The organism is Shewanella sp. Pdp11 (assembly GCF_002838165.1).
GTDB classification, from domain to species: domain Bacteria; phylum Pseudomonadota; class Gammaproteobacteria; order Enterobacterales; family Shewanellaceae; genus Shewanella; species Shewanella hafniensis.
In genome coordinates this window covers 1,146,746-1,165,589 of record NZ_CP015194.1, presented here as the reverse complement: position 1 = coordinate 1,165,589, position 18,844 = coordinate 1,146,746, and the positions used below count along the sequence as shown (strand labels likewise).

15 protein-coding genes are annotated in these 18,844 nt (G+C 48.0%); 8 read left to right on the top strand and 7 right to left on the bottom strand.

Annotation, left to right across the window (positions count from 1 at the left end):
• Window positions 1-3: 3 nt before the first annotated feature.
• The 3 genes from AYJ58_RS05155 to AYJ58_RS05145 all read left to right on the top strand — a co-directional run bounded on the left by AYJ58_RS05155 (window position 4) and on the right by AYJ58_RS05145 (window position 5,209).
• Entirely contained in the window at window positions 4-1,569 is a 1,566-nt protein-coding gene (locus tag AYJ58_RS05155) for a cryptochrome/photolyase family protein (protein ID WP_106649256.1), read from the top strand.
• Between the two features lie 13 nt (window positions 1,570-1,582).
• Window positions 1,583-2,290 (top strand): SDR family oxidoreductase, encoded by a 708-nt coding sequence (locus AYJ58_RS05150; protein WP_106649255.1) that lies wholly within the window; start codon window positions 1,583-1,585, stop codon window positions 2,288-2,290.
• Between the two features lie 582 nt (window positions 2,291-2,872).
• Window positions 2,873-5,209 carry a M4 family metallopeptidase gene (locus AYJ58_RS05145; protein WP_106649254.1) on the top strand — a complete coding sequence of 779 codons (2,337 nt, stop codon included), beginning with the start codon at window positions 2,873-2,875 and terminating at the stop codon, window positions 5,207-5,209.
• A 210-nt stretch (window positions 5,210-5,419) separates the two neighbouring features.
• On the opposite strand, the gene AYJ58_RS05140 is transcribed toward AYJ58_RS05145, so the two are convergent.
• From AYJ58_RS05140 to AYJ58_RS05130, 3 genes are read right to left on the bottom strand one after another with little or no spacing between them, the layout of a single operon-like run.
• Window positions 5,420-5,971 (bottom strand): response regulator transcription factor, encoded by a 552-nt coding sequence (locus AYJ58_RS05140; RefSeq protein WP_106649253.1) that lies wholly within the window; start codon window positions 5,969-5,971, stop codon window positions 5,420-5,422.
• The gene (locus AYJ58_RS05135) at window positions 5,968-7,278 is read right to left on the bottom strand and encodes a sensor histidine kinase (protein WP_106649252.1); all 1,311 of its coding nucleotides are present in this window, start codon (window positions 7,276-7,278) and stop codon (window positions 5,968-5,970) included. Before AYJ58_RS05135 ends, AYJ58_RS05140 begins: the two co-directional genes overlap by 4 nt.
• An 8-nt stretch (window positions 7,279-7,286) precedes the next feature.
• Window positions 7,287-8,201, bottom strand: coding sequence for a dTDP-4-dehydrorhamnose reductase family protein (locus AYJ58_RS05130; RefSeq protein WP_106649251.1), 915 nt, complete (start codon window positions 8,199-8,201; stop codon window positions 7,287-7,289).
• Between the two features lie 178 nt (window positions 8,202-8,379).
• Here AYJ58_RS05130 and AYJ58_RS05125 point away from each other — a divergent pair, with 178 nt between their 5' ends.
• Window positions 8,380-10,230, top strand: a complete 1,851-nt coding sequence (locus AYJ58_RS05125; protein WP_106649250.1) for an alkaline phosphatase D family protein — start codon at window positions 8,380-8,382, stop codon at window positions 10,228-10,230.
• A 4-nt stretch (window positions 10,231-10,234) separates the two neighbouring features.
• Here the strand turns inward: AYJ58_RS05125 and AYJ58_RS05120 are convergent, their stop codons facing one another.
• The 4 genes from AYJ58_RS05120 to AYJ58_RS05105 form a co-directional block, all read right to left on the bottom strand.
• Window positions 10,235-10,624: a hypothetical protein gene (locus tag AYJ58_RS05120; RefSeq protein WP_106649249.1), complete on the bottom strand. Its 390-nt coding sequence runs from the start codon at window positions 10,622-10,624 to the stop codon at window positions 10,235-10,237.
• A gap of 153 nt (window positions 10,625-10,777) precedes the next feature.
• A complete protein-coding gene (locus AYJ58_RS05115) occupies window positions 10,778-11,689 on the bottom strand; it encodes a pseudouridine synthase (protein ID WP_106649248.1) in 912 nt (303 codons plus the stop codon).
• A 53-nt stretch (window positions 11,690-11,742) separates the two neighbouring features.
• Window positions 11,743-12,318, bottom strand: a complete 576-nt coding sequence (locus AYJ58_RS05110) for an LON peptidase substrate-binding domain-containing protein (protein ID WP_106649247.1) — start codon at window positions 12,316-12,318, stop codon at window positions 11,743-11,745.
• 183 nt (window positions 12,319-12,501) lie between these two features.
• A complete protein-coding gene (locus tag AYJ58_RS05105; RefSeq protein ID WP_106649246.1) occupies window positions 12,502-13,557 on the bottom strand; it encodes an alpha/beta hydrolase in 1,056 nt (351 codons plus the stop codon).
• A gap of 350 nt (window positions 13,558-13,907) precedes the next feature.
• On the opposite strand from AYJ58_RS05105, the gene AYJ58_RS05100 reads away from it, so the two are divergent.
• From AYJ58_RS05100 to AYJ58_RS05085, 4 genes are all read left to right on the top strand, one after another.
• Entirely contained in the window at window positions 13,908-16,301 is a 2,394-nt protein-coding gene (locus tag AYJ58_RS05100) for a TonB-dependent receptor plug domain-containing protein (protein ID WP_106649245.1), read from the top strand.
• A gap of 150 nt (window positions 16,302-16,451) precedes the next feature.
• Complete coding sequence (locus tag AYJ58_RS05095; protein WP_106649244.1) at window positions 16,452-16,913, top strand: YhcH/YjgK/YiaL family protein; 462 nt, start codon at window positions 16,452-16,454, stop codon at window positions 16,911-16,913.
• Between the two features lie 143 nt (window positions 16,914-17,056).
• Window positions 17,057-17,977, top strand: coding sequence for a manganese-dependent inorganic pyrophosphatase (locus AYJ58_RS05090; protein ID WP_106649243.1), 921 nt, complete (start codon window positions 17,057-17,059; stop codon window positions 17,975-17,977).
• Window positions 17,978-18,158: 181 nt separating this feature from the next.
• On the top strand, window positions 18,159-18,773 hold the full coding sequence (locus tag AYJ58_RS05085; RefSeq protein WP_106649242.1) for a DedA family protein: 615 nt from the start codon (window positions 18,159-18,161) through the stop codon (window positions 18,771-18,773).
• The last annotated feature ends 71 nt before the right edge of the window (window positions 18,774-18,844 follow it).

Here is an 18,844-nt window from a genome sequence, read left to right as displayed (position 1 = left end):
TTAATGCAATTACAGCAATTCCAAACAGTTAGGCTGATTTTAGGCGATCAACTCAATGCCCAGCATTCTTGGTTTAACCGTGTTGATGATCAAGTGCTGTATGTGATTGCAGAACTGCACCAAGAAAACACTTATGTGACGCATCATGTGCAAAAGATATGTGCCTTCTTTGCGGCAATGGCGCAATTTGCCAAAGAGCTGCGTGCGCAAGGGCATCAAGTGCTCTATCTCACCCTTGATGGCACCTTCAATAACACTCAGGGCTATAGCGATCTACTGGGGCTCATTCAACATCAAGTGGCGCAGGTTGGCGCGATCAAGTTTGAATACCAAAGGCCAGATGAATACCGCCTACTTGAGCAATTGAGCCAGCTTAAACTCAACACCGCCGTGGTGAACTGTGTTGATACAGAACACTTTATCTTGCCGTTTGACGAAATCGATGCGCAGTTCCCCGTCGGCAAACACATTATGATGGAGCACTTTTATCGCCGTATGCGTAAACGCTTCAACATCTTGATGCAAGACGCAAAGCCACTCGGTGGGCAATGGAACTTTGATGCCAGCAACCGTCAGAAGCTTAAAACTCAAGATATAAAAGTCTTGCCTGAGCCATTAATGTTTAGCCTCGATGTGACTGAGATTCTCGCTAGGCTTGAGCGTCACCGAATCCCGACCATGGGTCGCATTGATGCGCCATTGCTGTGGCCGATAAACCGTGCACAAAGCCTCGAATTATTAACCTATTTTTGTCAGAGTTGCTTGCCATCCTTTGGCCGCTTTCAAGATGCCATGACAGCGCAACATCATGCCAAGTGGAGCTTGTACCATAGTCGGCTATCATTCAGCCTTAACAGCAAATTAATCAGTCCGTTAGAAGTCATCAATGCGGCTATCGACAGTTATCAAACCAATGCTGACATTGATATCGCCCAAGTCGAAGGCTTTGTTCGGCAAATCCTCGGCTGGCGTGAATACGTTCGCGGCATTTACTGGGCCAATATGCCACAGTACGCCAGCACTAATGCGCTCAATGCCCATGGAACGCTGCCCGATTATTTTTGGCATGGCGACACTAAGATGAACTGCATGCGACAAGCGTTATCCCAATCATTAGATTTTGCCTACGCCCATCATATTCAACGTTTAATGGTGATTGGCAATTTCTGTTTATTAACCGAAATCGAACCAAATCAAGTCGATAAGTGGTATTTAGGCGTATATGTTGATGCCATCGAATGGGTTGAAATGCCCAACACTCGCGGCATGGCATTGTTTGCCGACGGCGGTATTGTCGGTACTAAACCCTACGCCGCCAGCGGCTCTTACATCAATAAAATGAGTGATTACTGCAGTGGCTGTCATTACAAAATAAAGGAACGTAGCGGCGCACTCGCCTGCCCGTTCAATAGCTTTTATTGGCGCTTTATGGACAAACACCGCGCAAGATTGTCGCAGAACCCCAGGATCGGCATGCTATACCAGACTTGGAACAAGATGGACGAGTCCACAAGGCACGCCATATTAGCCACAGCCGAGCACAACCTCGCTCATCTAAACCGTTTATAGTGGAGAGTTTGCCATGAAAGTACTTATCGTCGGCGGGAGTGGAGGTATTGGCCAAGCCATGGTTAAGCGAGTCCAAGAGGCATATCCCAACGCCACTGTGCATGCCACCTATAGGCATCATCTTCCCCAAGACAGGCAGAATAATATCCAATGGTATCAGTTAGATGTGACCAATGAGGTCGAGATTAAACAGCTGAGCGAACAACTCACTGAATTAGATTGGATTATTAACTGTGTCGGGATTTTACACACCCAAGATAAAGGGCCAGAAAAAAGCCTACAGTCACTGGACATCGACTTTTTCCAGCACAATTTAACGCTTAATACCCTGCCCAGCGTCATGCTAGCTAAGCACTTCTGCCATGCCTTAAAACAAAGTGACTCGGCAAGATTTGCCGTGATATCGGCGAAAGTCGACAGCATTACCGACAACAGATTAGGTGGCTGGTACAGCTATCGCGCCTCAAAGGCCGCGCTGAATATGTTTCTCAAAACACTGGCGATTGAGTGGCAACGAACCATGAAACACTGCGTGGTGTTATCCCTGCATCCGGGCACCACAGACACACCATTGTCTCAACCCTTTCAACAGAGTGTCCCTAAAGGCAAACTGTTTACACCTGAGTATGTCGCCAACTGCTTGCTGCCGATCATTGCCAATGCCACTCCGGCACAAACAGGGCGTTTTTTTGCCTACGATGGCACTGAGTTACCTTGGTGAAATAAGTTAAACAGTGAGCCTAGTCGCGCGATGCGGGAGGGCTCTTGCAAAATGCATATTTCAAAGGGCGTTTCAAAATGAATCCGGCAAAGCGATGGATCTTTTCCCTTAAAAAAGGGTTATGCCCAGAAGCCCCGCTAATCCTTAAATCTACCCACTTAAAAAATCACTCGCCTAAAAACACCCGCTTAACCTCGCCACCAGCTCCAACCTAAACCAATGAAAATCAATCAATAAAGTACTTTTTACGACTCACAAAGCCCGCTATTTGAATAGGCTAAATCGCTATTACCCAAAAGTCCTAATTCAGATTTAAAAGCGTCTAAATGAACGCTGAAGATAGTTCCTTTGTACGATTGTTAACACTTTTACATTTAAATAACATCTAAGGTCATGCGGTCATTCACGCTTTACACAGAATAAAAATCTGAGAATCTCCGCCTGAGCAACAGCTCATTCTATTCGGCCATGGCAGAGGTATGCCGACGACCCTGTAGAAATCACAATAAAAAACGCTCGCCCGAGCCAGTTAAGCAGTATGGCATTCCAACGTTAATGACAAACGGAAAAAGGATTTTAAGCATGATGCTAAACAAAAAACTGTCGCTACTCTTCATTGCAGTGTCGGCTACGTTAGGCACATCAGCATTTGCTGCTGATGTTGTCGATGTCGGTACACTCAGAAGTGCGTCTTCAAGCAATAATCTAGTGTCACAGTTCAACTTAGACGCAGGTAGCCAACTCAAAGTCGAGAAAAAACTCGACCTAGGTCAAGGCAAGCAGAAGCAACGTTTACAACAATATTTCCATGACGTGCCTGTTTATGGTTTCTCTGTTGCAACGTCACAATCAAGCATGGGCTTCTACAGCGACATGTCTGGCCGCGTATTAAAAAATATTGAAAAGTCGGCTGATTTTGTCAAACCCACTTTAACGGCTAACAAAGCGTTAGATATTGCCATTCGTGGTAAGTCTGAGAAAGCGGTTGCCGGCCTAAAAGCTGAAAACAAACAAGCTAAATTGTGGCTTTACCTTGATGATGCGGCTAAAACTCGCCTCGTTTATGTGACGTCTTTTGTGGTATATGGCGATGAGCCAAGCCGTCCATTCACTATGATTGACGCGCACTCAGGTGAAGTACTCAAGCGTTGGGAAGGGATTAACCACGCTGCGAGCGGTACAGGTCCAGGCGGTAACATCAAGACTGGCCAATACGAATACGGTACAGATTTCTCTTACTTAGACGTTGAAGTGAGCGGTGACACCTGCACCATGAACTCACCTAACGTGAAAACCGTTAACTTAAACGGTGCCACATCAGGCGCAACAGCCTTCTCTTATACTTGCCCACGCAATACAGTTAAAGAGATCAACGGTGCTTACTCGCCATTAAACGATGCGCACTATTTCGGTAACGTGATCTACAACATGTATAGCGAGTGGTACAACACTGCGCCGTTAACGTTCCAGTTAACCATGCGGGTTCACTACAGCAGCAACTACGAAAACGCCTTCTGGGACGGCAGTGCTATGACCTTCGGTGATGGCGCAACGACCTTCTACCCATTAGTGAGCTTAGATGTCTCGGCACACGAAGTGAGCCATGGTTTCACTGAGCAAAACTCAGGCCTGATTTACGATGCTCAATCTGGTGGCATGAACGAAGCCTTCTCAGATATGGCGGGTGAAGCTGCTGAATTTTACATGCACGGCACGAACGACTGGTTAGTCGGTGCTGATATCTTTAAAGGCAATGGCGCACTGCGTTATATGGCAGATCCAACCTTAGACGGTATCTCAATCGGTCATATTGACGATTACTATGATGGCATCGACGTACACCACAGTTCAGGTGTCTTCAATAAAGCCTTCTACACACTCGCAAACTTACCGGGTTGGGATACACGCAAAGCATTCCAAACATTTGTGGTTGCTAACCAATTATATTGGACGGCTGACAGCTTGTTCTGGCAAGGCGCATGTGGCGTTAAATCTGCGGCAACTGACTTAGGCTTAAGTGCTGACGATGTGGTTACTGCCTTTGCTGCTGTGGGTATCACACCTTGTGAAACGCCACCACCACCGCCACCACCAGAAGCGACTGAACTCGCGAACGGTGTCGCAGTGACAGGTTTAGCCGGTGCATCGGGTAGCAAACAATACTACAAACTCGACGTAGCAAGCGGTGCAACCAACCTGAGCTTTAATATGTCAGGCGGCACGGGTGATGCGGACATGTATGTTAAATTCGGCCAAGCTCCTACTTCTAGTAGCTATGATTGCCGTCCATACAAAGCCGGCAATGCCGAAAGCTGCCCTATCGATCCAGCCCAAACAGGGACTTATTGGGTCATGGTCAGTGGCTATAGCAGCTACACAGGTGTGAGCCTAGTGGGTGCTTATGACGCTGGCGATGAAGTACCAAACCAAGATCCAACAGCGGGCTTTACGGCAAGCTTTGCCAACGGTAACGGTAGCTTCACTAGCACCAGTACTGACAGCGATGGTGATGTCGTTGCATGGAGCTGGAGCTTCGGTGATGGCACAACTGCTTCAGGCGCAAGTGTAAATCATCAGTATGCTCAGTCAGGCAACTACACAGTGACATTGACTGTGACTGACAACGATGGCGCAACAGCAAGCACTTCTGAAGAATTTGCAGTTGAAGTACCAGAAGTGGCGTTAGAAATGACAGTGAAAAACGCTAACAAATCTCGTCGCGGCAGCATTCGTGTTGCACTCGCATGGGAAGGTCATAACGCTGATGAGTACACTATCTTCCGTAACGGCGTTGCGGTAGGTACTTCAAGCAATTCATCGTTTATTGACCGTTTCACCGACCTAGCTGGTACTAGCTTCAGCTATAAAGTGTGTGAAACTAACGGCCCTTGCTCAAACGAAGAAACCGTTAACTTTTAATCGCATAAGATAATCGTATCGTGGCGCTAGCGTAAAATCCTAGCGCCGACTCATCGATAAACTTCTCGTTTCTTGTTAATGCCACTCAGCCTTTTTTGAGTGGCATTTTTTATGCGCAAATGCGGCGCACTAAGCCGGTCTCAATCCCGTCAGCATCCTTATGTCATGTGCTTGAGTCGGCGTCACTTGCCAACTAATGAAAATAAAGCGTTACTTCAAATGTCCACTTTCACCCACAGGTTTCTTGAGTAATTTACGTTGTAAGGTGCGGCGATGCATCCCGAGTTGGCGGGCGGTGGCAGACACATTGCCTTGGTTCGCATTAAGCACTTGCTGAATATGCTCCCACTCTAAACGCTTAGGATTAAGGGGCGAGTCATCGACCTCATCTTCTTGAAGGGTATAGGAATGCCCTTGCATTTCCAACGCGGCGAGCAAGGTTTGAGTATCCACAGGTTTAGCTAAATAATTGTCGGCGCCGAGGCGAATCGCTTCCACCGCAGTGGCAATACTGGCGTAGCCAGTGAGCAACACCATGGTCACCTTAGGCAGTAGATTACGTAGCGGCACAATTAGCCCTAAGCCATTGGCTTCGGCAAGCTTCATGTCTAACAAAATGTGGCTAGGGCGAAACTCCCGCGCCACCAGCAGAGCATCGCTGGCATCATGGGTTAAGCGGCACTCAAAGCCGTGGCGCGTGAGCCGTCGACCTAAAATACTCGCCAGAGAAAGATCATCCTCAACAATCAATAAACGTTTCATGATCTGACTCCATCAGCAGCCTGAGTCTTGGGCGATAACGATGCCGTTTTATCCTTGAGAATCGTAAAGCAAATTTGTGCCACAGTACCGCCTTGGGGATGATTGGCCAGAATCAATTCTGCGCCCAAACGCTCTAGGCTGGCGTGACTGAGCAGCAGCGCAACCCCTAAGCCCTTGGGGCTCTCAATTAATAAGGTGCCCAATTGCGGTAATAAAGAAGGCGCAATGCCGGCGCCATAATCACGGATCTGCAAATAGATTTGAGCTTCACTTGGCGCGATATCTAAGCTGATATCCACCTGCGGCGCACCTAGGGTTTCGACACTGGCGCGGGCGGCATTCTCAATCAAAGCCATGATGGCAGGTGTGAGACTCATATCGGTCAGAATGCTTTGCTCTGCCAGTTGCTCAGGCGCACAAGTGAACAACCAGTTCAGTTCGGTCTGCGGCATAAGCAGTAAGGTTTTTTGCTTTAAACCGTCCACCAGCTCAGCGATCTTTTGTGGCCGCTGGCGGCGATCGCGGATCGACTCAGTCGCCAACCGCAGCTCGGCGAGCGTATGTTCACAGCGGCCTAGCGCAGTCTCCATCTCCACAACCGTTATCGAAGTGCCGCTCATATCTTCTTTGACTTCATCGAGTAGCAACCTCAGGCTCGAAAGCGGTGTGGCCAATTGATGCGCCATCTGCGCCGATGCCGTGCCTAGGGCTAAGAGTTGTTCCTGACGCAATTGCCCTTCACGCATATAGGCTAGCTGCGCATCTTGGCGGCGCATACGTTTAGTAATCAACGCCACGCTGGTTGTCATCACCAAAGCTGAAATCACAAAATTAAACCACATGCCTAAGTAGTGGGAACTCATGTCCATACCGTGGTGCTGCATGGGGGATTCGGGCACAGTAAAGATCATCAGGCTGTAGGCAAAGGTTGAAATTGCAGTCAGCGCCCAAGGCGCCCAGATTGGCAAAGTCACAGCCGCAAGTGCAATCGGCAGCAATAATAACGAGATAAACGCGTTAGTCGCGCCGCCGGAAAAGTGCAGCCAAGATATCCAAAATAATGTGTCTAAACTGAGCGCGATAAAGAGGCCACGCTCCTTGGCAAACAAAGGTTTACGTAGCGCCAATGTGAGCGACAGGTATAACACCTCCAGCACTAACACATGCACTAACGGCTCCATTTGCAGGCTAAGACCAAAAGTATCGGCGGCAAACGTGGTTAAGCCTATTTGCAGCAGCAAACCTAAGGTTCGCAGTAATGCGACTTGGTCGGCAGCCTGTAGACTGGTCCCTAAGATCTTAGCCATGGCGATTCCTACAGAGTGAGTCCGAGTGCGGCCAATGCACCACTCGATTGCATTAATGCTTGGCGTACGCCAGTGGCGAAATTGATTTCAGAACAAATCCCGAGCGCAGCTAAACGCCTACAACTTAAAGTGCAATCCCTTGGCCGCTTGGCATTATCCGTCGGCGTAGACTCAGGCGTTAAGTGCGCCGTGCTAAGTTGTAAAATCTCTCCTAAGGTCAGCAGCATCTGATACTTAGTCATGGTCTCTATGGCGCTAAAATGATAAATCCCCTGCACTATTGGCGCTGCAATATGTTGTGCAATCATCTTATCTATGGCTTGAGCAATATCGGCGGTTGATGTTGGACTACGCACAGCCCAATGATCGGCACCTTGAGCCCGACGTTCAATCAGTTGGTTGATCAGCACTAGCACAGCAGATTCACTCAGCTTCTCGACTTGGCCGTAAAGGATTGGCAAGCGTAGCACGGCAAAATCAGCGCTAGTGTCTAGCACTATCTCTTCGCCCTTTAGCTTAGATTCACCATAAAAATTAACCGGATGAGTGGCTGCATCTTCAGCGTACTTAGGCTGAGTGCCATCGAACACATAGTCAGTGGAAATATAGATAAGCCAAGCATTATTGGCCTTAGCTGCCTTAGCTAAGGCTTGGCTAGCAGTTAAGTTAAGTGCCAATGCCGCCTGCGGATTTTGCTCGGAGACATCGGGGCGACGCTCGGCGGCGCAGTGCACTATCACTTGCGGTTGCTCGCGGGCGATAAATTTCTCGACAGCCAAAGGGGCAGTCAGATCGAGTTTATGCACTCGCTCACTTGCGCGGCTAAAACCTGTTGCCACAACCTCATGTCCCGTTAATTCAAGCTGTTTTACAACAGCTCGGCCGAGTAGCCCTGTCGCGCCTGTTACCATGACCTTAGCCATATTGCCCCATTAAGTTTCAACTCATGTGTATGGCTGACAATTCTAAAAGCTTTTCATATTCAACGCACTTGTTTACTCTTTTAAACCAAACTTACTTAGGGTTAACTCACTTGAGATTAACCTAAGCACCAATAGGCTGAATTTGACTCCGACACTTCCTCTGATATTGGCAGGCCCCATGCTGCGCCACTGCGATGCCACCCATTTTACCTTGTGGTTTGTAAGTCGTGAGCCATTAACTGAGCTTATGTTGCGTCTAGGGGAACATGAGTTTCCGTTGCAGGATGCCGATGTGCACTATGTGCCACTCGGGCAGCACGCCCATCAATATCTGATCATGCTGTCGCGACCAGAGTTACTCACGCCGAATCGAGTCACAAATTACCAAGTATCCGCCGCCCAACATGGGGATATTTTTGCCAACATCAGTCAGCTGAACTATGGCGATGCCTCATCGCCAAGTGTGCGTTTTACCCCAGAATTAACCCAAGTATTTCATGGTTCTTGCCGCAATCCGCATCACCACAGTGACGATGCGCTCGTCGCCGCCGATACCTATTTAGCCAAGAAAATCGACACGGGTGTAGCGGACGATCGCCCCGCTCTTATCGTGATGAGTGGCGATCAAGTATATATCGATGATGTGGCTGGACCCATGTTAAACGCCATAGGACAAGTCATCGACTTGCTTGGCCTTCAGCATGAGCAATTTGAAGGGGCGAATATAACGAGCAGTGAGGCACTGCATTATCAACCGGCCGATTTATATCAGCGCCATAAAAACCTGCTGCCGCACACTCAATATCCCGCCAAAACCGCACTATGGCGTTGGTATCGCAATCACCCGATTTTCACTTCCTCCATCGCTGAGAATCATCTTGTCAGCCTGAATGAAATCATCGCCTTGTATTTACTTACTTGGTCGCCAGAGCTGTGGGAATTAGTCAATATCCCCAAGGATGTTGATGGCTTAATACCCGCCAATAACGCCCGCTGGCAGAATGAATGGCAACATTTGCTCGGCTTTAAAGCTGGGCTGACGCAGGTGAGGCGCTTTATGGCGCACATTCCCGTTTACATGATGTTTGACGACCACGACGTCACCGACGACTGGAACCTCACCGCCAAATGGGAACTCGCTGCCTACGAGCATGCATTTTCGAAACGCATTATAGGTAATGCACTGATTGGCTATACCTTATTCCAAGGGCTTGGCAATGCGCCCGATAAATTTGCTGATGAAATCCGCCCGCTGCTCGATGCTTTTTTTGCACAGCCACAGAGTGAAAGTCAGGATCTGCTCATCGACGAATTACTTAAATTTGAGCAATGGCATTACACCTTAGCGACCTCGCCCAAACTTGTGGTGCTCGATACCCGCACCCGCCGCTGGCGCAGTGAATCCAATCTCGCAAAACCTTCCGGCTTAATGGATTGGGAGGCGTTAATGGATTTGCAGCAAGAATTGCTCGGCCAGTCGAAGGTCATTATCGTCTCGCCTGCCCCTATGTTTGGGGTCAAACTGATTGAGGCGATACAGCGCACTGCCACGCTGATGGGCGCTTCTTTGTTGGTGGACGCCGAAAACTGGATGGCCCACCCCGGTGCCGCCAACGCGCTACTGAGTATTTTTATGCACCGTAAAACCCCAGAGGAATTTGTGATCCTCTCCGGCGATGTGCATTACTCCTTTAGTTACGACATTAGTATTCGCTTTAGGCGCAGCAGTCCTAACATCTACCAAATCACCTGCAGCGGCATTAAAAATCACTTCCCCGAGAAGCTATTACCAATTTTCGATAAACTCAACGGTTGGTTTTACGGCCACTTTTCGCCACTGAATTTACTGACAAAACGAAAACGTATGTCGCTGCGCGGCAGAAGACCGAATGGTGCGCCGAGCAAACGTTTAGTGAATAAAAGCGGTATTGGGATTTTGGAACTTGCGGATGATGGTGCGCCGACAAAAATTGCAGTTTTACATGGTGATATGAGCGAAACCTTGTTCGAACCTCCCAAACAGGAATAGCAAATTAAACGGGTTTATTATGTTTAACCGTCTCAGGCTGAGTCGCACCCGAACCCGAATCCAGCGGTGGAATATTTTTAGATAATACCTCATCGGTTTCGACTTTCTTCGGCTGTACTTGATTGAAAATCAACGCCTCTGACTGCGGCTTACCTGCTGGTTTCTCATGTACCATTTGATCCCAAATCACCTTCGAGTCTTGGTCCACATCATCAGCCTCAACGACCGATGCAGCAGAAGAGCTCGGTTTCTTCGGTTCAATCACCGCAGTCCCCTTACGGATCTCAGCGGCAATATCCTTCAAATAAGGTTGTTTCGTCCAGTCGCCAACAAACATGGCTGCCACTAATACCGCAGCGCAAAGTAAGATAGAGATCATCGCAGATTTAGTCATAATGGACTTCCTTCAAACAATCGTAATATGGCTCCCTATGGCAGAGACTCAGATACTGCAGTTTGTATTCATACCATCACAGAGCCAAGCGCACAATTGCATCTGACCATTTCCTTCAAGCGAACTGGAAATAATGCTTTCCGCTGACTACAACTAAAAACCCTCACATTGCACGTCGTGATGGATCCCGCTCACAGGGTCAATGAAACGTAAACGCTGTGCCATCAACTTTAAGGGGGCCTCAAATTTATCCGGTCCTTTGGGTAATAAGCTTGGATAAAATCTGTCGTTTAACAGTGGCATACCTAAGCTTTGCATATGCACCCGCAACTGGTGGGTTTTGCCGGTAATTGGGCTCAGGTGGAACAAACCAAGATCGCCATTAATGGCTACTAGGCTGATTTCGGAATGGGTATTCGGCTCGCCTTCTACTATTTTCATGGTAAAACTCGGATCGCTCGGCTGCATGCGGTTTTTTACCGTCCAACACAGGGGTAAAGTTAAGCTGCCCTGTTGATATTGCTGAATAATTTCAGGTGTCAGCTTGGCAATGGCTTGATAGTCTTTACGAATAGCATCGTCGATAAATAATTGATGATAAAGGGCGCGGGTTTCGGGCGCGACTGTCATCAAGATCACCCCTGCGGTTTCACGGTCAAGCCTATGAGCAGGCGCGATAGTGTCTATGCCGGTGCGTAATCTCAGTCTATGTACCAGACATTCGTTCACATAATTGCCGCTTGGGGTCACAGGTAAAAAGTGTGGTTTATAGGCCAAAATAACGTTGTCATCTTGGAATAGGATCTGTTCTTCGAAGGGAATTTTCGCTTCGACTGGCACTTCACGGTAGTAATACACCCGCGCAGCTGGACGATACTCAGTGTCCAAGGCGATCAAACTGCCGTCGCGCCAATGCACTTTTCCGTCGAGGATCCGCTGACGCCATACATCTTCACCTATGCGGGCAAAATGTTGCGCGAGAAAGGCAAACACTGTGGGTTTATCTGTGACATTCACAGGAAGCACTATGTAAGAAGGTTGGGCAGCGCGGGCAGATGCAGTCATATTACAAAAAAAGCGGCTATAGAAAGCCGCTATTCTAGCCTTTTTGTGGTTTTTCAGTCCACATGGGACTTGATAAGTTGCAGCACGAAATCCAAGGTTTTGTGACAATCTGGCTGATTCACTAACACTAATTTGTCCTTATTATACATAGGTAAAACCTCGAGCCAGCGTTGGCTTACCCAAGCTGCGTCTTCCAAATGCACTTGAGAATAGAGTTCAAACAGATCGGGATTCACCTCATAAAACTGTTCTAGTGCGGCGCTTATCAGCTCAAACTCGCCTTTAATCGGCTCCTCTTGCCAGTTTCGACAGGGTAAAGTACGCGCCATCCATAACTTATCTTTGGCCTGCGCAGCTGAGAGGATGCTGACACGCTGACGTCCTTCGAGCACTAGGCTGAGTGAATCATCTTCTAGCTGATTAAAATCGATAATGTCACATTGGGTCGCGGTGGGATAACAGGGCGGACTACCGCGGGGCCGTATGGTGGCAAAAGCGAGCGCATATTTGCCCTTAAAGACATCGGCCACCATGCGCAGATGACCGGGGTCGACTACACGAACCTCTACCCGTCCCTGTGGCAGCAACAAGGCATCGCGCATGAGTAACGCCATTTCTCGTGTTTGCATAGCAACCTCCAGCACCTAAATAGAAGGAAACGAACATCAATGCATTCGTATTCCCTATTACTTTAGAGTGTAGCAGGTAGAATAATTTCCTTCCTGAAGCCCTTGAGTGCAAAATAAATTGGTAACCCACTAGATTAAATCAGAGCATTTCAACCGCCGTTTTCTAAGCCCAATCACGGCGAACTAAAAACGCTCTAGTCGCTCTAGCACATTTCCCCTTGCGACAACCTCGGCAAACTCCTCGGCCAGACGCTCACTTAGGGCCACCGCTGTTCGCCAGTATTGCATCCGCTGCGCCGTATCCAGTTGTTTAAAATCTTCGCGGTCGGGGATTTTGCCAAAGGGCAATGAAGCCACAAATTCAGCCGATGGTGCTAACACGAGTGCATTGTGATAATTGACTCGGCCTTGGCGCCACTTCAAGGATTTATCGAACCATCCTGGGCTGATCGTTGGATAAAAATGTGGATACAGCGTCAACCCCATAGCGTGGGATAAAGGCAAGTCGAAGTGATAGTCGGTAATGCCACCATCGTAATATTGCCCATCGGCAACACCCTCTATTTGCGGTACGGGTGCTAGCAATAATGGAATTGATCCCGTTGCTAACATCACAGCATCGACATTGGCCTCGGTTAACTCGGCCTGCTGACTAGGTAAGTCATTGAGTTGCAAAAAGGGAGAGGCTGCAGCTTGTTGGCTAAAGACCACACGTTCAAAATGCCAGCCTAAACTTCGGCGGCTGACTAAGTTAGTCGCCGCCGTTATCGCCAGCCCCACAACGAGTGGCAGCTTTGCCGTTAAACGATTTAAATGTTTGCCGCGGCACACTACTAAATGACTGTGGATATGAGCGTTATTGGCGATCTCACTACCACCACTGGCGCCTAAAATCCCCTGCACTACGCCTTTAACTTGTGCACTGACTTCCTGCGGAGTTGGCATACTGTCGTAACGCTGACCAATATAAAAATCCTCTAAGCGACCATAGGCTGCGAGGGGATCTTGCTGCGCCAAACAGGCTAAACGCCACGCCCCTGAAGACGCGCCAAGCGTATAAAGCGGTGTTTGTCTGTTTTTGAAAAACTCAGAAAACAGATACTTATCTAGCCCTGCGATACCAAGCCATTTAGGTCCACCGGAGGCGGCAAGTAGCTGGGTAAAATGTTCAGATTTAAGGCCTTGTTCTGCCAAAGTATTAAATGCTGTTGCTCCCGCGAGAAATCGTAACGCTGACAAATCTGTGTTCCTTCAAGCCAGTGCCATTAAAATGAAATAACGCATTAAACCACGATGGCGCACGTCAATAAACAATTCGTATCATCGACTTAACTCGCTCGTCATCAATATGTGGCAAGCGACTCAAGCACCCAAACACTCATAACATATCTGCAGATAGCAAGGTTTCATCCATATATTCAACTGCATTTTGAACATTATCTAGAACACTCGGCTCTGAGTTAGCACATTTACGTCTAGATGTAACAATTGTTACAGTGATAACCTTCTCCACATTGAATTGTTACGTTATCTTTAATCTGCGCTCCTAAGTTTGAGTATCGGGTTACAAACATCATTGAGAGGTTTTTATGCGTCTAGCGATTATCGCATTAGCAGTGTCGTCTACACTGGCCATTCCAGCTGTTCAAGCCGAAGAGCAACAGCCTGGCTTCGAGAAAATCGAGATCATAGGCTCACGCATAGCGCTGCGCACAGCAACTGACAGTGTTGCTCCCGTAGACATTATCACTGCCGAGCAGCTCGAATCGACCGGCATGACTGAAACCGCTAAAGCACTGCAATTTGCTGCGCCAAGCTACAGCTTCCCATTTTCATCAGTAACAGATGGTTCTGATGCGGTGCGCCCCGCGAGTTTGCGCGGCCTGTCGCCCGACCACACCTTAGTGCTAGTGAACGGCAAACGTCGTCATGGCTCAGCGCTAGTGCATTTAAGTGGCACTGTGGGTAAAGGTTCATCTAACGTCGACTTAAACGCTATCCCTATGACGGCGATTAAGCGTATCGAAATCCTGCGTGATGGTGCCTCGGCACAATACGGCTCGGATGCCATTGCTGGCGTTATCAACGTGGTGCTTAAGGACAGCGACCAAGGCGGTAGCCTCTCGGCTCAAGCAGGGCAGACCTACATAGGTGATGGCGAGCAATGGCGTGTGGGTGTAAACCACGGCATCAGTTTAAGTGACGATGGCTTTGTGAATGTTTCACTAGAAGCCCATCATAAAGACAGCACTAACCGCGCCGGATTAGATGAACGCAAACAATACAATGATTTACCCGATGGCTCAGCCGATCCCCGCGAAGCGACATTCAACCGTAAGAGCCACCAAGTCGGTGATGCCGAATATGACAACTTAGGTCTATTTATCAACGCTGCCCAGTCCATCACAAAAGATGGCAAACTCTATGCGTTTGGTGGCATCAGCCAACGTGAGACTAAGTCAGGCGCCTTTTACCGCCGCGCACTCGACGCCCGTAACTTAACTGAAATCTATCCAGATGGTTTCTTGCCGCAAATCAATCCTAAAATTATCGATGCGTCCTTAGTGCTAGGGTATGAATTCAGCCTAGGCGAGTGGAATATTGATACTTCAGCAGGCCATGGTGAAAACTCATTTAACTACAATATTGTTAATACCTTAAACGCCTCTTTAGGCCCAGATAGCCCAACCGAGTTTGATGCAGGCACACTCACGACCCGTGAAACCAATCTTAATCTCGATGCCTCGCGCTACTTTGCCTTTGCTAATGATTCTGAAATCCTGTTTGCGACGGGAGTGTCGTGGCGCCAAAACGGCTATCAAATTGAAGCCGGTGAAACAGGTTCATACATCAATGGCGGTTATGACAACCGCGCGGCGGGTAGCCAAGGTTTCACTGGCTTTACCCCTGAGTCGCAAGTGGATGAAACCCGTGACAATACTGGCGTTTATGTCGAGCTTGAAAACCAGTTAACCAATGAGTTTTACTGGGCGGCGGCGCTACGTTACGAAAACTATTCTGACTTTGGTGGCAACACCAGTTGGAAGTTAGCGGGCCGTTACGACTTTACCGACAACTTAGCCCTGCGCGGCACTATCAACACTGGCTTTAGAGCGCCGAGTGTACAGCAACTGTACTTCAGCAATATTTCGACGCTGTTTAATCCCGATCCTATGACGGGTCAGCTGGTGCCTATTGAATCTGGCACTTTCAACACCCTATCGCCAGTGACCAAAGCATTGGGTATTAATGAGTTAGATCCCGAGCTATCCCAGTCATTTAGCTTAGGCTTGGTGTACACCAATGACACTGGCTTAGCACTGACATTAGATGCCTATCAAATCTCCATCGATGATCGCATTATTCTGTCGAGCTCAGTGACGCCTAATGATTCGCCCGCCGTAGCGGCAGCGTTAGCGGGCACCAATGCGGAATCGGCGCGCTTCTTTATCAACGCCGTCGATACCCGCACCCGTGGTGTTGACCTTGTGGTGAGCCAAGATTTTGATATCGGCTCTTGGGGTGATTTACGGGCGAACTTAGCCTATGCCTACAATAAGACTGAAATCCAAGATATTCATTTCCCAGAGATTTTAGACGGACTTGGCCCTAAACTGTTCGATAGCATAGAACAAACTCGCATGACCTCGGCGACGCCACATAACACAGGTAACTTGGGCTTAACCCACGAGCTAGGTGACTTTAAGACCAATATTCGCCTCAGTTACTTTGGCGATTACACTGTGGGTTACTCAACGGGTGATGTGAATTACAGCGATCAATGGGTGATGGATCTGTCGGTGAGATACGCAGCAACCGATGCGCTGAGTTTCACCGCTGGGGTACAAAACCTGTTTGATGTGTATCCAGAAAAACGCCCTGAGGACAATAACTTCGGAGGCATTTTCGTTTACCCATTAACCAACACCCCGTTTGGTTTTAATGGTGGCTACTATTTCTTAGAAGCTAAATACACTTACTAAGCGAGTCTTAGCGAACAAAGTGACACTTGATATAAAAACAGGCCATGCAATGGCCTGTTTTTTTATGTCTAAAGCTTATGTCCTAACGGCGACTATCTGATTATAATCTTTACCATTCGCCCATTTCACTTCCACCATGTCGAGTAGCCGATGATCGTCGATACCTTAAAAAACCGCCATATTTATCAATCCTTAAGCCCTCGGCTTGCGACTGCATTAGCACATCTTGCCACCACAGACTTTAGTCAGCTACCCGTAGGCAATTATCCCCTCGATGGCGACAATATTTTTGTGATAGTCAACGACTACCACACTAAGCATAGATCGACAGAACCCTTTGAAGTACATCAAAAATATATCGATGTGCAATATGTGTTCAGCGGTGAAGAAGAGTTTGGTTATTTGCCACTAGCGGACCAAACACCCTCAAAACCCTATTTTGACAAACACGATTACGCCGAGTTTGATTACGAGACAAACAAAGCCAATGCCTCTTATGTGCAACTCAAAGCGGGTATGTTTGCACTATTTTTCCCCGGCGATGTGCATATGCCTGGCACGGGCGATATTGCCACTGCGGTGCGTAAAGTCGTGATAAAAGTAAAGATCTAACCCTTAAGCCACCTTTACCGAATCTCAGCTCGGGATTTTTAGCGTTATAGCGTCTTAAGCGCGCAGTGATATGCGCTTTGGCTATTTCCGAACCGAGCCAAATATTGCTAAAATTGTCACAAATTTAAAGGAGAGTCCCTGAAATGCCTATTTACGTTGTCGGTCACAAGATCCCCGATTCTGATTCAATCTGCGGTGCTATCGCGTTAGCCTATTTAAAAAACCAAATCGGTGAAGAAGCCATTGCCGCACGTTTAGGTGAATTGTCACCCGAAACCGCTTTTATTCTAGAACGTTTCGGCTTCGAAGCACCGGAATACAAAACCAGCTACGCTGGCGAGCAAGTGTATATCGTTGACCATTCAGAACTGACTCAAGCACCGGATGATATCGCCCAAGCGACCATAGTCGGGATTGTCGATCACCATAAGCTTGGCGATCTGACCACAGATACCCCGTTAGAATGCTGGATCCGCCCAGTAGGTTGCAGCAACACAGTGATCAAGATGATGTTCGACTTTTACCAAGTCGCTATCCCTAAAAATATCGCTGGCATCATGATGTGCGCCATTCTGAGCGATACCGTGATTTTCAAATCACCGACTTGCACTACTGCCGACATTCGTTGCGTTGAAGCCTTAGCTGAAATCGCTGGTGTTGAAGATTTCAAAGAACTGGGCATGGAAATGTTCAAAGTGAAATCAGCCGTACAAGGCACGCCAGCACGCGACCTCGTTATGCGTGACTTTAAAGACTTCAACATGAACGGTAACTTAGTCGGTATCGGCCAGTTAGAAGTCATAGACCTGTCAGTATTTGACGATATCAAGGCCGAGTTAGAAGCCGATATCAAAGCACTAAAAGTGGAAGGTAACCGCCACAGCGTATTGCTACTGCTGACTGATATTATGAAAGAAGGCTCAGAGCTATTAGTCGTTTCTGACGACGCCGACTTGATCAATCGCGCCTATGGCAAGACTCCTGTCGATGGCAAAGTGTGGTTAGACGGTGTATTAAGTCGTAAGAAACAAGTTGTGCCACAACTGCAAGCCGCATTCGCTTAAGCACGATAATAAATATTGAGGGCCGAACTCAGTTCGGCCTTTTTTATTCCCGCCATATTCACCATTAGGCTTGCCGCTTTAGCGCTAAAAATCCTAGATGAAACTTTGCCCATAAACCTATCCAGAGGTTTAGTGTGGCGAGTATGATTGGCCCATCTAGCGTCAATATTGTCTTTATCCCATGCCCGAAGTTCTACAACATCTCATCACCGAAATGACACCTTGGTTGCAGCAATACGGTTATCTGCTGCTATTTATCGCCATCGCCCTTGAAGGATTTGGTATTCCAGCGCCGGGGCAATCCTTATTGATTGTCGCCAGTTTATTAGCTGCTACAGGGCAAATGTCACTGCCATTGGTGTTGATCGTCGCAGCTTGTGCTGCACTCTGCGGTAACAGCTTGGGATATTTTATCGGTTGGCGCTTTGGTGATGTGTTGCTTAAGAAGGGCTGGATAAAACCGCAATTGGAAGACAAAATCCACGGCATTATCGGCCAATATGGCATTGTGGCCTTAGTACTTAGCCGTTTTATTGAAGGATTAAAACAATTTATGTTTATCGGCTGCGGCCTAGCGAAAATGCCCTTTCGGCAATTTGTAGTTGGTAATGTCCTCGCCACCAGCATTTGGGTCACATTGTTTGGTTTAGGCCCAGTGTTAATCCGCGATGAAATCGCCCCAATGCTGGCGTTTTATCATCAACATAAATATCCCACATGGGCTATAGTGAGCCTGCTAATTGCCTTTTTGCTTATCCTCACTTGGCGAAAGTGGCAGACAAAAAATTCGCAATAACTTGTTTATTAGGCATTTTAATGCACGACTAGCATGAACTAGCATTGTAACAACCAATCTGCTTGAGCACG

Coding starts and splice junctions, on each gene's coding strand:
- AYJ58_RS05155 (WP_106649256.1), top strand. CDS start 4: ATGCAATTACAGCAATTCCAAACAGTTAGGCTGATTTTAGGCGATCAA.
- AYJ58_RS05150 (WP_106649255.1), top strand. CDS start 1,583: ATGAAAGTACTTATCGTCGGCGGGAGTGGAGGTATTGGCCAAGCCATG.
- AYJ58_RS05145 (WP_106649254.1), top strand. CDS start 2,873: ATGATGCTAAACAAAAAACTGTCGCTACTCTTCATTGCAGTGTCGGCT.
- AYJ58_RS05140 (WP_106649253.1), bottom strand. CDS start 5,971: ATGAAACGTTTATTGATTGTTGAGGATGATCTTTCTCTGGCGAGTATT.
- AYJ58_RS05135 (WP_106649252.1), bottom strand. CDS start 7,278: ATGGCTAAGATCTTAGGGACCAGTCTACAGGCTGCCGACCAAGTCGCA.
- AYJ58_RS05130 (WP_106649251.1), bottom strand. CDS start 8,201: ATGGCTAAGGTCATGGTAACAGGCGCGACAGGGCTACTCGGCCGAGCT.
- AYJ58_RS05125 (WP_106649250.1), top strand. CDS start 8,380: ATGCTGCGCCACTGCGATGCCACCCATTTTACCTTGTGGTTTGTAAGT.
- AYJ58_RS05120 (WP_106649249.1), bottom strand. CDS start 10,624: ATGACTAAATCTGCGATGATCTCTATCTTACTTTGCGCTGCGGTATTA.
- AYJ58_RS05115 (WP_106649248.1), bottom strand. CDS start 11,689: ATGACTGCATCTGCCCGCGCTGCCCAACCTTCTTACATAGTGCTTCCT.
- AYJ58_RS05110 (WP_106649247.1), bottom strand. CDS start 12,318: ATGCAAACACGAGAAATGGCGTTACTCATGCGCGATGCCTTGTTGCTG.
- AYJ58_RS05100 (WP_106649245.1), top strand. CDS start 13,908: ATGCGTCTAGCGATTATCGCATTAGCAGTGTCGTCTACACTGGCCATT.
- AYJ58_RS05095 (WP_106649244.1), top strand. CDS start 16,452: ATGATCGTCGATACCTTAAAAAACCGCCATATTTATCAATCCTTAAGC.
- AYJ58_RS05090 (WP_106649243.1), top strand. CDS start 17,057: ATGCCTATTTACGTTGTCGGTCACAAGATCCCCGATTCTGATTCAATC.
- AYJ58_RS05085 (WP_106649242.1), top strand. CDS start 18,159: ATGCCCGAAGTTCTACAACATCTCATCACCGAAATGACACCTTGGTTG.